We start from the raw sequence: 11,745 nt of genomic DNA, 5'->3' as shown, positions 1-11,745 counted from the left end.
TGCAGATTGATCGCGAATATTTTCGATTTTTATCGATTAAATTCGCGATTTTTTTTGCCTGAAATAATTTTTTATCTTTAAAGTACGATTTTTATCGGCTATAAAGTCTTCGTTGCTCGAAGCCTTGATCCCTTCGTGCCCGCTTGTATCCTCTTTTGTCATCCGCTGCACATCGCCCGGAGATGATTCATGAGCCGTATCGTTACCGTCGCCGCCACCCAGATGGCCTGTTCCTGGGACCTCGAAGCCAACATCGAGACCGCTGAAAATCGGGTTCGCGAGGCCGCAGCCAAAGGCGCCCAGATTATCCTGATCCAGGAATTGTTCGAGACTCCGTACTTCTGCCAGAAGACGAATCCGGACTACCTGCTGCTGGCGACCTCGGTTGAAGAGAACGCAGCCATCAAGCATTTCCAGAAGCTGGCGAAAGAGCTGCAGGTCGTGTTGCCGATCAGCTTCTTCGAACTGGCCGGACGTGCGCGTTTCAACAGCGTTGCAATCATCGACGCCGATGGTCAAAACCTGGGGGTGTACCGCAAGAGCCACATTCCGGACGGTCCGGGCTACCATGAGAAGTATTACTTCAACCCGGGTGATACCGGCTTCAAGGTCTGGAATACCCGTTATGCGAAGATCGGCGTGGGCATCTGCTGGGATCAGTGGTTTCCCGAATGTGCCCGCAGCATGGCGCTGCAGGGCGCGGAAATACTGTTCTATCCGACCTCCATCGGCAGCGAGCCGCATGACAAGGCCATTGCGTCCCGGGATCACTGGCAGCGTGTGCAACAAGGCCATGCCGGCGCCAACATGATGCCGCTGGTGGCCAGTAACCGTATTGGCAATGAGGAACAGGACGGTTACGACATTACCTTCTACGGCTCGTCGTTCATCGCCAATCAGTTCGGTGAAAAGGTCCAGGAGTTGAACGAAACCGAGGAAGGTGTATTGGTGCACAGTTTCGATCTTGACGAGCTGGAGCGCATTCGCAGTGCCTGGGGCATTTTCCGGGATCGCCGTCCGAACCTGTATGGCGCGATCAAAACCCTCGATGGCTCACTGGAGTCCTGATTCATGACTACGTTGCACAGTACCCCCCGCGCGGATGGTTTTTACATGCCTGCCGAGTGGGCAACCCAGACCCAGGTCTGGATGATCTGGCCCGAGCGCCCGGACAACTGGCGCCTGGGCGGCAAGCCCGCGCAGGCTGCCCACGTAGCGGTCGCCAAGGCCATCGCTCGTTTTGAACCCGTGACCGTGGCGGTGTCTGCGGCTCAATATGAAAACGCCCGGGCGCGCCTCGACATACCGAATATCCGCTTGGTGGAGATGTCCAGCGACGACGCCTGGGTCCGGGACACCGGCCCGACATTCGTCATCAATGACCATGGCGAAGTACGCGGTGTCGACTGGGATTTCAACGCCTGGGGCGGTTTTGACGGCGGGCTGTACTCACCGTGGAACCGGGACTCGCAAATAGCCAGCAAGATCCTCGAGATCGAGCGCAGCCCGCGTTACCGCACTGAAGGTTTCGTGCTCGAGGGCGGTTCGATCCATGTCGATGGTGAAGGCACCGTGATCACTACCGAGGAATGCCTGCTCAATCGCAACCGTAACCCGCACTTGGGTCGCGAGGAGATCGAGGCGGTGCTCAGCGCCCAATTGGCGGTGGACAAGATCATCTGGCTGCCGGACGGCTTGTTCAACGACGAAACTGACGGCCATGTGGATAACTTCTGCTGCTACGTGCGTCCTCGCGAAGTTCTACTTGCCTGGACTGACGATCCACAGGATCCGAACTATGCGCGCTGCCACGCCGCGATGGACGTGTTGCAAAACAGCACCGACGCCAAGGGGCGCACGTTCGTGGTGCACAAGATGCCGATTCCGGGACCGTTGTATGCCACCGAGGCGGAATGCGCCGGTGTGGATGCGGTGGAAGGTTCCCAGGAGCGCAATCCGAGCGTGCGACTGGCCGGTTCCTACGTCAACTTCCTGATCGTCAACGGTGGCATCATCGCGCCAAGCTTCGACGATCCGTTGGATGCCACGGCCAGGGAGATTCTGCAGAACCTGTTTCCACAGCACGAAGTGGTCATGGTGCCAGGTCGCGAACTGTTACTGGGAGGCGGGAATATCCATTGCCTTACTCAACAGCAACCGGCGCCGTACACAAAATGAGTGGCGATGTAACAGCCAAATGACATTGATCGCGGTGGCTCTGCGGCGGTGTTTTTGGATCCATTCAAGCGAGCCCGCAGCCCGATTGGGGTGCGGGCTTTTTTGTGCCCGTTTGATGGCGACGCCGGATACATTGGCATAGCTCTTGTATCTGCATTCCAGCAGTTCCGAAGAGCGGAGCTGAGTTGTTTTGTAATAAACCTTGGATAAATTGGCCGCTCATCGACCAGGAGAGGGCGCTGGAATGAATATGATAAGCGAGCGCACATGCCATCCCTTGACCGTTAATGGTGAGTCGCTTCAAGCCCTGGCTCAGTGGTTGAAGTCCAACGGTACGCGTCAGATCAGAGAACCTGATCCGCGTCGGTTGATCATGGAGCGCTACCCCGCTGGACTATTCAGCGAGGCGGAGCTGGAAGCGTTGTGGGATGTCATGCAAGGATAAGAATTCGATGGATTGATAAAACAGCGCTGGCCGGGATGGCAGCGCTTTTTTTATATCCTCGGACTAGAGACTGAAACATCCCACAGGGAGGCCCGGCATTTGACCGATTCGCGAAACAGACTGAAAGTCATTTCGACGTTTTTCCGCGGGATTCCTGAGGCTACGCTGCCGTTATTAGTCCTTAAGGCAGCGGAATTTCCATGAGCATCCTTCATTACATCTACGACCCACTATGCGGCTGGTGCTACGGTGCCAAACCGCTGGTGCAAGCCGCCCGTGCGGTGTTGCCGGTGATCGCCCATGGCGGCGGAATGATGACCGGTACCCATCGCCAACCGGTCTCACTCCAGTTGCGCAATTACGTGATGCCCCATGACCGGCGGATCGCCGAGTACACCGGGCAGCCGTTTGGCGAGGCCTATTTCGAAGGACTGTTGCGGGACGAGCGGGCGGTATTCGATTCGGCGCCACCCATCGCGGCGGTTCTCGCTGCCGAACAGGTGGGTGGTCGGGGGCTGGACCTGTTGGAGCGTTTGCAAACCGCACACTACGTCGAAGGCCGGAGAATTGCCGATGAAACAGTGCTGCTGGAGTTGGCCCAGGCCATCGGGCTGGAAGCCGAGGCATTCCAGTCGGCGTTCACCGCTGTCGATGTAGAAACCCATATCAACGCCAGTCGCGCCTTGCTGGCCAAGGTCGGTGGCCAGGGCTTTCCAACCCTGGCTCTGCAACAAGATGGGCAGTTCACGCGAGTGGACATCGGTCCTTGGCTTGGCAAGCCCGAGGCATTCGTCGAATGGTTGAATCTGTCCCTGCCGGCGCAGACCTCTTCTGCGACACCGCTTTGCAGTCTCGATGGATGTTCGGGTTCTTAGACGTTTTTCGCCTGATCAAAGACGATTCACGAAATTGACACATTCTTGGCGGCACGGCTAGGATTCGTCCTACGCCTGTGGCTAACAGCCATGATTCTTAAATAATAAAAAGGCCCGACACGATCACTCGTGGGCGGGCCTTTTTATTATTTCAGGGGCAAGAGTCCGAAAAAGAGCGCAAAAAGCGCCATTTCGGCTGCCGGTCGCAGTGCGTATCAACCCATACAAGGAAAATAATCATGTTGAACACGCGCATCGGTTTGATCGCACTGGGGATTTTGAGCACGACACACGCCTTGGCCAGCGACCAGTCCGAGTCCAAGGGTTTCGTTGAAGACAGCAGCCTGAAAGTGCTGTTGCGCAACGCCTATATCAACCGTGACTACAAAGATGGCAACCAGGACAAGGCAGAATGGGGACAGGCGGCCATTGGCACGTTCTCGTCCGGTTTCACCCAAGGCACCGTCGGTGTAGGGGTAGACGCCTTCGGCCTGTACGCGTTGCGTCTGGATGGCGGCAAAGGCCGCAGCGGTGCGGGCGGCATCGACTTCTTCAAGCAAGGCGACAGTGGTAACGCGGCGGATGATCTGTCCAGGTTCGGTGCAGCGGTGAAGTTCCGCGTTTCCAACACGGTATTGGCCTATGGCGACCAGATGCCGGCCTTGCCGGTGTTGAGTTATGACAACTCGCGGCTGCTGCCGGAAAGCTATACCGGCACGCTGATCACATCCAAAGAAATCAAGGGCCTGGAACTGAACGCCGGTCGTTTCACCGCCGAATCGCGCAAGAGTGCCGAAGGCCGCGACAGCGGTGGGCTGAAGTCGATCAACGTATTGGGCGGCAGCTATCAGTTCTCCGAGCAGTTCAAGGCTTCGCTCTACGCTTCGGATGTCGAAGATGTGCTGAAGAAGCAATACGTCAACGCCAACTATGTGTTCCCGCTGGCCAAGGATCAGTCTCTGACGCTGGACTTCAACGGTTACCGCACCAAGCTCGACAACGACTACGTTCGTGAGAACAACGTCACCGGCGACGATAACAAGATCTGGAGCCTGGCCGCGACCTTCGCCACCGGGCCGCACAGCTTCACACTCGCTCATCAGCGCAGCACCGGCGACAGCAATCTGGGCTATGCCTATGGTGGCTATCAGCGTGAACAGAATCGGGTAGGGGATGGTGGTAATACGATCTACTTGGCCAACTCCTACTGGTCCGACTTCAACGCGGAAGACGAACGCAGCTGGCAACTGGGCTACGGCCTGGACTTCAGCACATTCGGCGTTCCCGGCCTGACCTATAACGTCGCTTATGTGCGTGGCGATAACATCACCACTTCAACCAGCGAAGGCGGCACCGAGCGCGAGATCTTCAACCAGCTCAAATACGTGGTCCAGAACGGCCCGGCCAAGGATCTCAGCGTGAGGTTGCGTAGTTCTATTCTGCGTGTTTCGCAGAAATCCAGCGAGTACAACGTCAGCGGCAACGAGCTGCGAGTGTTCGTGGATTACCCGATCAACGTCTTCTGATGCCTGATCACATTAACTGAGCCGGAAAAAACCTCGAATCCACATTCGGGGTTTTTTGGCTTTTGGCGTCGGAGATATTGCTCTAGCCGTCTGTTTTCCCGATAAAAAAGCGCACGGATGGTCCTTCATCCTTCGTTTCAAGTGCGACTTGAAGTGACTCAAATTCTTTTTCATGGACGGAAATTCTGCACCTACTAGATTAGGCCGCTCAATGCAGTGGAGACCTAATAAAAATGATCGTTCTGAACAGGGAAGTGGGCGAAGCGCTACGACGTGACAAATACGTTAACGTCCGCGGTGGAGACTTCAATCTCTACGGTCATTTCGGTGACTTTGTCCGGCTGACCAAAAGCTGGGACAACATGGAACCCGACAGCTATTACGGCCAGGCCGAGTCAGGCATGCGTTTTCGCCGTTACAGCGACTTCGAATACAACCCCCAGACCCGCGAGCTCAAGCAGCTCGAACATCGGGCCTATATCCAGTCCAAGGCCAACAACAGCTACGTCGGCGGTCTGGAGCGGCACTTCCAGGATTTCTCCAACGAAGTGATCAACTCCCCGGTGATGCGCAGCCTGATCGACACGGACTTCGAGGTCTACAAGAACGTCCTGCCGCAGGAGCTGCACGATGAAATCTGGCAGTGCCAGATCCATCAGATCCGCATCGAGATCAAACCGGGCAAACAACTGGAAATCACGCCCGAAGGCATTCACTGCGACGGCTACCCGTTCAGCGGCGTGCATTTCTGGGGCCGTCACAACGTGGCGGGCGCGGAGAGCCGGTTGTATACCCCTCAGGAAGAACAATTGGCGGCGATTACCTACGAGGACATCCTCGATACGACATTCTTCCTCGACCGCGACATGCGTCACTATGTGACCCCGGCCCGTAATATCCACAGCCATGAAATGGCGTTCAGGCAGATCCTGGCAATTTCTTTCTCGCGGCCCGGGACCGCTTTTGACATTGTTCGCTGAACAGTTGGTACCCATGGACGACCCGGAGCAGCAGGTCCTGTTGCGCCGGGCGATGGTCAGGGATGCCGAACGCATGGAGCGGTTTTTTCGCGGTTTCGACGAAGTCTCGTTCTGCGAATGGCAGGATGCGCGGTTCCTGCGGGGGGTGTTATTGCAGGAAACCACCACGGCTTACCTGGCTATCGATACCAGTGGTTGTGTGGTAGGCGCGGTGATTGGCGGTATGCTGGGTACCCGTGGCACCATCAATCACCTGGCGGTCAGCCCAAGGCATCGCACCCGGGGGCTGGGCCAGCGCCTGGTGGAAGCGGCATCCGCCGACATGAAACGGGTGGGCGTGCTGCGCATGTTCCTGTTCGTCGACGATGCCAACCTGGCCGGCAAGCGTTTCTGGGCAGCCCAGGGGTTCTGTGAACCGCGGGGTGAAATCACTTTCGAGAGGGATCTATGAGCAAGACTTCCAGCCAGCCGCTGGTGGTCGAACCACAAGCCTCGCGCACCTTCGCCGAAGCCAGCCCGGTGGTCGCGGGTTATTTTACGGTTTCGTTTGTGTTCGGTCTGATGGCGGTCAACGCCGGGTTGCCCTTGTGGCTGCCGGTAGCGATGTGCCTGTTCGTCTACGCGGGTGCGTCGCAGTTCGCGGCGTTGGCGCTGATTTCCAGCGGGGCGTCGCTGACCACCATCGTGCTTACTACATTCCTGATCAATGCGCGACACATGCTGATGTCGGTCTACATGGCCAAGGCCTTGCGTACATTGGGGCTCAGTCGCTTTGAGCGCTGGTGCTATGCATCCGGGCTTACGGACGAGTCGTTCGCTTTTCACAGCGTCAAGCTGGGCAGCGGGGCGCCGGTGAGTGTGCGCTATCTGATCGGCTTCAACCTGTTCTGCCATACCTCGTGGGTGCTCGGCGGCTTGTTGGGCGCCGTGTGCGCGCAATATGCCGCGCACCTGATCAAGTACCAGCTCGACTATGCCTTGACCGCGATGATGCTCTACGTGCTGGTTTCGCTGTGCAATACCCGTAACAAGCTGATCGCAGCCCTGGCGGCCGTCGTCTGCATGGGCGTGTTAAGCCTGTTGGGCACTTCGCCATTCAACGTCTTTATCGCCACGTTCGTTGGCTGCGGAGTGGGCGTATGCCTGACCAAACGTTCCTGATCCTGGTGGTGGTCCTGATGATGGCCGTAACCTTCCTGCCCCGTGCCTTGCCGTTGCAGGTCAACACGGAACACTGGCCGCCTTTCATTGCCCGCGCTCTGGAATACCTGCCGGTGGCGATCGTCGCTGCCATCAGCCTTACCCCCTTGTTGATCAAGGATCAGCAGATACAGCTCGACCGCCCGGAGTTCTACGCCGCAATTCCGACGCTGTTATGTGCGTATTTCAGCCGTAACCTGTTTCTCAGTGTGGCGGTGGGTACGGCGGCGTATATCGCGCTCGGTTCGTTCCTGTAGTGCCAGGTCCACCACGTCGTGCAGCGCTTCGCCGGACAATTCGGGATTGTTCACTACCAGGCGTACCTCGAGAGAGTCCTCGAAGTCTGGGAAAATCGTCAGGCCGTTGCGCAGTGCCGCATCCCGGGACACCAGCCCCAGGCCATCGAGTTGGGTGATCAACGACAACGTCAGCGTTTCGCTGCAGGAATACACCATCCGCTGACTCGAACCGTACTCGCTCAGACCTGCATCGAGAAAACGGAGGAAGCTGTGGGAGTACGGACACTCTTCTGCGGGGCGTACCTGAAACCTGTCTCCGAGCAAACCGAGGGAATCGCCCTCATTGCCGCAATGGGCGCCCACCACCCGCACCTGCACATCAGGCATCGCGATGCTGGAAAAGCCGCTCTGCTGCGCCCCGATCAGGATGGCCAGGTCAAAGCCTTCGTTCTTGAGTTTACTCAGGTTCTCCATTGATTCGGCGTAACTGAATTCCAGCTGATACTGGGGGAAAACGGCTATCAACCGATCGATCATCCGCCGGTTGAATTCCGCCGGCAGAGTGGTATTGAGCGCCATCTTCAGCGTGCGCTGCCGGGGCTTTTTGAGCGCCATGACTTTTTCTTCGAGCTGCCGTGTGGCCACCAGCACCTGATCCATGAAAGGGGTCAGTTCCGAGCCTTGGCTCGTCAACGTCAGGCCCTTGTTCGAACGCCTGAACAACCGGAAGCCGAATTGCTCCTCGACCTTGTTCAACTGCGCCGCCAATGCCTGCACCGTGAGACACGAATGTTCCGCCGCCGCCGACAACGAGCCGGTCTGCACGATGCGCATGAGGTTGCGTAGGGTTCTGCTATCCATGAGGTAATGCCCTCTGCTTAAGTGGGCTCGCTATTGTTGTGCACCTGGCCCGGGTCAGGCTGTGCGTGTGGCTATCATCGTGCAGCTTGCCACGGTTGTCGCGGTTTTGTGGTGAAAAGCTCTGGTAGGTGCTGGTTGGAGCTTATGTGGGATTCTGTTTTTTTGCTGGTTTGGCGGGTGTTGGCTTGTGTAATTCTTTTTGTCAGGGCTGATGCCAGACGGATAAGTGACAAAATCTGATGGACCCGGACTTGATCTCAGCTTTGATAATTCATTTTCGAATTAAAACTTAATTTATATCCGTATGTGTATTATCCTCTACACATCACCCGCACAAGGAGCCCAGATCCCATGGCTACTTCCTCCATCACCCTCAACGCACAGCAACTGGATTCCCCGGACGCGGGTCGAATCGCCTTGAAGTTCTTCTTCAACCTCATGGAGTTGTGGGGCTGCAGCGTCGAGCAACAGCGCACGTTATTGGGTAAGGTGGGGAACACCACCTTCTACAAGTACAAACAATTACCCTCCAACATCAGGTTGCCTCGCGACACGCTTGAGCGCATCTCCTACCTCATGGGCATTCACAAGGCGCTGAGCATCATCTTCAGCAACAGCCGGGACCGGGCCTATCAATGGGTCAGCAGCCCCAACACCGCTGCGCCGTTCAACGGCCAATCGGCGCTGTCCTACATGCTGGCCGGGCGGGTAGTGGATATCGCCGATGTTAGGCGCTATCTCGACGGAGTACGCGGCTGATGACGCCACCTCTGACGGACCCGCAATGGAAGCGTGCCTATCGGATCGTCAACAGCAGCTTCCCGCCGATCACGCTGTTCGAAGATGTACTCGATCCCGAGGATCTGCCCACGGCCTATGCCCTGGAAGCGCTGACCAATGATCGATTGATGGAAGAGGCCGGGGTGCTGTCACGGGTACGCCCCGAAGATCGGGTTTCCGGACCTGGATCTTCGCCGGTGATGGCGGCGTTCACGCATATCGGCAAAAGCAGCCGTTTCAGCGACGGTACCTTTGGCGTCTACTATGCCGCCAGCAGCCAGGAAGCCGCTATCGCCGAAACCTGCTATCACCAGGCGCGCTTTCTCGGAGCGACCAACGAGCCGGACCTGGAGTTGACCATGCGCACCTACGTCAACCAAGTCATCAAGCCCTTGCACGACATCCGCCACGATTATCCCCACCTCCACGACCCGGACCCCACTGCCTATGGCCCGTCCCAGGTATTCGCCCGGCAACTGCGTGAAACATTGTCCTGGGGCCTGCTCTATAACAGCGTCCGCCTGCCTGGTCACGAATGCGTCGCCGCATTTCGCCCGCCGGCGGTTTCGATTCCGGTGCAGGGCAAGCATATCCGGTATGTCTGGAGTGCCCAGAAGCGGGAGATTTCGTTTGTGTTCGAGGTGAGTCAGGTGTGATTCGGAAACAAAAAATCGAACAGAAGTGGCTTTGTGGCGAGGGAGCTTGCTCCCGCTGGGCTGCCTAGCGACCCCAAATGAGCGTTGCGCACCCAGGCGGGAACCAGCTCCCTCGCCACAAAAAGAGAACTTAGATCTTGAACTGCTGCACCGAAGACTGCATCGACCCCGCCGCAGTGTTCAATTGATTGGCCGTTTGCTGCAGATGGTGAATCGAGAGGGTGTTTTCCCGTGACTGGGCAGCAATCGCCTCCACCCGCTGAGCCATCTCATCACTGGCCTTCGATTGTTCGGCAATCGTCTGGGATATCTCCTCGACCACTTCGGCGGCATGACGGGCGCCAGTACGGATTTCGCTAATGGACACCCCGGCCTGCTGGGCCAGGTTCACCCCTTCATCCACGCGACTGACGCAAGCCTGCATGTTGGAAACGGCATCCCGGGCGCTGGTCTGGATGCGTTCGATCATCGCGGTGATTTCCTGGGTGGACTGGGTGGTACGCGCTGCCAGGTTACGCACTTCATCAGCGACCACGGCAAAGCCCCGACCTGCCTCCCCGGCGCGAGCGGCCTCGATGGCGGCGTTGAGCGCCAGCAGGTTGGTTTGCTCGGCGATGCTCTTGATCACCTGGATGATGGAATGAATGTCTTCGGACGAAGCGTCCAGCGCCGTGATCTTGGTTGAGGACTGGTTGACCACCTCGGCGATGCGGCTCATGCCTTCCACCACTCCAAGAATCACTTGCCCGCCACTGCTCGCCAGTTGTTCCGACTGCGCCGAAATCGTCCGCGCGCTGTCGGCGTGCTGGTGGATCTGGCTGATGTTCGCCATCATCTGCTCCATGCTCGCCGCCATGCTGGTCGCGCTCTGGGCCTGTTGATCGGCGCTGGAGACAATCTGCCTGGCAGTGTCGCCCAAGGTACGGGAAGTGCCGTGCAATTCGTCGCTCTGACTGCGGATCGTGGCAATCATCTGCCGCAGATTGGCTTGCATCTGTTCGATGACGCCCTGCAATTGCCCCAGTTCATCCTTGCCGTGCGCCCCCATGGACCGTTGCAGATCGCCTTGGGAAATCGCCTGGGTATTGAGGATGATTCTGTTCAACGGTGTGAGCACCGCTTTGAGCAGGCTCCAGGACGACAGTATCAATGCCACACAGGTGGCCAGTAATGTCACGACCAACCAGCGTCCCGAAGATCGGATGCTGTCATCCTGGTTCTCGCGAGAAGCCTGGGCCTGGTTCTCGATCAGCTCGCTTACGGCTTCATTGCGCTCCTCCAGCGCCGAAAACGCTGCATTGAACTCAGTTCGCAGCGCTTGTATATCCTTGGCACCCCCCAGCACCTTGCCGATCACCTGCTTGGCTTTATCGATATAGGTGTCGGCCTGTGGTTTCAATTCGACGATGGCTTTGGCGACTGTTTCCGGCAACCTTGCCTCGGCGTTCTCGGCAATCACCTTGCGCATCCGCTGCGAATGCTCGTCAAACGCCTCCTGCACCTCCTTGGCCTCCTGAGCGTCACCGGGCGTTGCCACCAGCGCAGCCAAGACATCGGCACGAATGGCATCGTGCATCATGTCCGCCTCCATGTGCTTGCGCATGGCGGAAATGCTGGTCTCGTTCTCCACCAGGGACTCGGTCATGGAGTGATAGCCCCACAACCCGATACCGCCTAGTAGAAGAGCAAAGAAAAGGCTGACCAACCCCGAAGCTATGATCTTGGTGCGGATCTTCATTGTCGATTGCTCCTGGAGCGGGGATTTCTGGGCAAGTGTAGTTGAGCGCCAGCGGAGCCTCGTGATTGGGGCGTGCTGTTATCCAGGGGTATCGGCGGGGGGAATAATTAGATGAATGCACCACAACCTCTGTGGCGAGGGAGCTTGCTCCCGCTGGGGTGCGGAGCAGCCCTGAACTGGCTTAATGATCCCGGACACCTCTTAAGGGCGATATGATTCGCCCCATCAGGAGGATCCATGCAAGAGCGAAAGACCTACACCCGCGAG

Annotated in this window: 13 protein-coding genes; 11 read left to right on the top strand and 2 right to left on the bottom strand. The window is 57.6% G+C overall.

Translation table 11 applies throughout. The features are described from left to right. The first annotated feature begins 189 nt into the window (after positions 1-189). The 9 genes from aguB (at position 190) to FBY02_RS22775 (ending at position 7,461) form a co-directional block, all read left to right on the top strand. A complete protein-coding gene (gene aguB / locus FBY02_RS22815; protein ID WP_144930371.1) occupies positions 190-1,068 on the top strand; it encodes an N-carbamoylputrescine amidase in 879 nt (292 codons plus the stop codon). A gap of 3 nt (positions 1,069-1,071) precedes the next feature. After that, complete coding sequence (aguA, locus tag FBY02_RS22810; RefSeq protein ID WP_144930370.1) at positions 1,072-2,178, top strand: agmatine deiminase; 1,107 nt, start codon at positions 1,072-1,074, stop codon at positions 2,176-2,178. 244 nt (positions 2,179-2,422) lie between these two features. Further along, a complete protein-coding gene (locus FBY02_RS22805; RefSeq protein ID WP_047699889.1) occupies positions 2,423-2,623 on the top strand; it encodes a hypothetical protein in 201 nt (66 codons plus the stop codon). Between the two features lie 200 nt (positions 2,624-2,823). Further along, a complete protein-coding gene (locus FBY02_RS22800) occupies positions 2,824-3,498 on the top strand; it encodes a DsbA family protein (RefSeq protein WP_144930369.1) in 675 nt (224 codons plus the stop codon). A 239-nt stretch (positions 3,499-3,737) separates the two neighbouring features. Further along, the gene (locus FBY02_RS22795; RefSeq protein WP_144930368.1) at positions 3,738-5,024 is read left to right on the top strand and encodes an OprD family porin; all 1,287 of its coding nucleotides are present in this window, start codon (positions 3,738-3,740) and stop codon (positions 5,022-5,024) included. Positions 5,025-5,257: 233 nt separating this feature from the next. Beyond that, on the top strand, positions 5,258-6,004 hold the full coding sequence (locus FBY02_RS22790) for a 2OG-Fe dioxygenase family protein (RefSeq protein WP_144930367.1): 747 nt from the start codon (positions 5,258-5,260) through the stop codon (positions 6,002-6,004). Between the two features lie 13 nt (positions 6,005-6,017). Next, on the top strand, positions 6,018-6,455 hold the full coding sequence (locus FBY02_RS22785; RefSeq protein WP_178111900.1) for a GNAT family N-acetyltransferase: 438 nt from the start codon (positions 6,018-6,020) through the stop codon (positions 6,453-6,455). Next, entirely contained in the window at positions 6,452-7,165 is a 714-nt protein-coding gene (locus FBY02_RS22780) for an AzlC family ABC transporter permease (RefSeq protein WP_144930366.1), read from the top strand. Before FBY02_RS22785 ends, FBY02_RS22780 begins: the two co-directional genes overlap by 4 nt. Continuing rightward, on the top strand, positions 7,144-7,461 hold the full coding sequence (locus FBY02_RS22775) for an AzlD domain-containing protein (protein WP_047699877.1): 318 nt from the start codon (positions 7,144-7,146) through the stop codon (positions 7,459-7,461). The genes FBY02_RS22780 and FBY02_RS22775 overlap by 22 nt, the downstream gene beginning before the upstream one ends. Here the strand turns inward: FBY02_RS22775 and FBY02_RS22770 are convergent. Next, on the bottom strand, positions 7,378-8,304 hold the full coding sequence (locus FBY02_RS22770) for a LysR family transcriptional regulator (RefSeq protein ID WP_144930365.1): 927 nt from the start codon (positions 8,302-8,304) through the stop codon (positions 7,378-7,380). The two genes, FBY02_RS22775 and FBY02_RS22770, sit on opposite strands and share 84 nt — an antisense overlap. Positions 8,305-8,655: 351 nt before the next feature. On the opposite strand from FBY02_RS22770, the gene FBY02_RS22765 reads away from it, so the two are divergent. Further along, positions 8,656-9,063 carry an MbcA/ParS/Xre antitoxin family protein gene (locus FBY02_RS22765; RefSeq protein ID WP_144930364.1) on the top strand — a complete coding sequence of 136 codons (408 nt, stop codon included), beginning with the start codon at positions 8,656-8,658 and terminating at the stop codon, positions 9,061-9,063. Beyond that, a complete protein-coding gene (locus tag FBY02_RS22760; RefSeq protein WP_047699872.1) occupies positions 9,063-9,740 on the top strand; it encodes an RES family NAD+ phosphorylase in 678 nt (225 codons plus the stop codon). The genes FBY02_RS22765 and FBY02_RS22760 overlap by 1 nt, the downstream gene beginning before the upstream one ends. Positions 9,741-9,870: 130 nt before the next feature. Here FBY02_RS22760 and FBY02_RS22755 read toward each other — a convergent pair whose 3' ends face one another. Next, positions 9,871-11,478 (bottom strand): methyl-accepting chemotaxis protein, encoded by a 1,608-nt coding sequence (locus FBY02_RS22755; RefSeq protein ID WP_144930363.1) that lies wholly within the window; start codon positions 11,476-11,478, stop codon positions 9,871-9,873. Positions 11,479-11,745 lie beyond the last annotated feature (267 nt).

Origin of the sequence: Pseudomonas sp. SJZ078 (assembly GCF_007828255.1) — a bacterium.
Lineage (GTDB): Bacteria > Pseudomonadota > Gammaproteobacteria > Pseudomonadales > Pseudomonadaceae > Aquipseudomonas.
This window is presented reverse-complemented; position numbering and strand designations above follow the sequence as displayed.

Coding starts and splice junctions, on each gene's coding strand:
- FBY02_RS22800 (WP_144930369.1), top strand. CDS start 2,824: ATGAGCATCCTTCATTACATCTACGACCCACTATGCGGCTGGTGCTAC.
- FBY02_RS22770 (WP_144930365.1), bottom strand. CDS start 8,304: ATGGATAGCAGAACCCTACGCAACCTCATGCGCATCGTGCAGACCGGC.
- FBY02_RS22795 (WP_144930368.1), top strand. CDS start 3,738: ATGTTGAACACGCGCATCGGTTTGATCGCACTGGGGATTTTGAGCACG.
- FBY02_RS22805 (WP_047699889.1), top strand. CDS start 2,423: ATGAATATGATAAGCGAGCGCACATGCCATCCCTTGACCGTTAATGGT.
- FBY02_RS22775 (WP_047699877.1), top strand. CDS start 7,144: ATGCCTGACCAAACGTTCCTGATCCTGGTGGTGGTCCTGATGATGGCC.
- FBY02_RS22780 (WP_144930366.1), top strand. CDS start 6,452: ATGAGCAAGACTTCCAGCCAGCCGCTGGTGGTCGAACCACAAGCCTCG.
- FBY02_RS22755 (WP_144930363.1), bottom strand. CDS start 11,478: ATGAAGATCCGCACCAAGATCATAGCTTCGGGGTTGGTCAGCCTTTTC.
- aguA (WP_144930370.1), top strand. CDS start 1,072: ATGACTACGTTGCACAGTACCCCCCGCGCGGATGGTTTTTACATGCCT.
- FBY02_RS22765 (WP_144930364.1), top strand. CDS start 8,656: ATGGCTACTTCCTCCATCACCCTCAACGCACAGCAACTGGATTCCCCG.
- FBY02_RS22790 (WP_144930367.1), top strand. CDS start 5,258: ATGATCGTTCTGAACAGGGAAGTGGGCGAAGCGCTACGACGTGACAAA.
- FBY02_RS22785 (WP_178111900.1), top strand. CDS start 6,018: ATGGACGACCCGGAGCAGCAGGTCCTGTTGCGCCGGGCGATGGTCAGG.
- aguB (WP_144930371.1), top strand. CDS start 190: ATGAGCCGTATCGTTACCGTCGCCGCCACCCAGATGGCCTGTTCCTGG.
- FBY02_RS22760 (WP_047699872.1), top strand. CDS start 9,063: ATGACGCCACCTCTGACGGACCCGCAATGGAAGCGTGCCTATCGGATC.